This window comes from Gluconobacter sp. P1D12_c (assembly GCF_018812105.1).
In the GTDB taxonomy this organism is placed as follows: domain Bacteria; phylum Pseudomonadota; class Alphaproteobacteria; order Acetobacterales; family Acetobacteraceae; genus Gluconobacter; species Gluconobacter oxydans_A.
The window spans coordinates 1-416 of the sequence record NZ_JACSIQ010000586.1 but is presented as its reverse complement, the minus strand read 5'-3'; the positions used below and the strand labels follow the sequence as shown (position 1 = coordinate 416).

General features: G+C 52.4%; 1 pseudogene. It reads right to left on the bottom strand.

Annotated features, from left to right (window positions below):
• Positions 1 to 416 (bottom strand): annotated as a pseudogene (locus tag KP705_RS18270) (IS5/IS1182 family transposase); the annotation flags it as partial.

Genomic DNA, 416 nt, shown 5'->3' with positions numbered 1-416 from the left:
GCATAGGCTTGAGATGCGGCTTTTTTCTGTGAACCTTTGAGACAAAACCCTCTTTGTCCATGAAGTCCTCATTCGCTTTCGAGCGATAAGCTGTATCAGCCCAAACGCTTGAGGCCGTATTGGTTTTATCTAACAGCCCCTCTCTCAATCGCGCACCATCACTGGCGGCGGCATCCGTCGTCTTCCATTTTCGGATGAACCGAAACTTCCGGTCGATGGAGACGTGGGATTTGTAGCCAAAGAACGGGATGGCGAGATCGCTCGACGGTATGGTTCCATCGTCCTGCCGCTTCGCCTTCGTGAACTTAAGTGTCCATCGTGCATGACGATCCTTATGCGACATCTTTGCGGGCTTGTCCTGCCAGTCTTCTGGAATACGTCCTGCCCGGAGATCCGCTTTCTCAGCCTTCGTATTG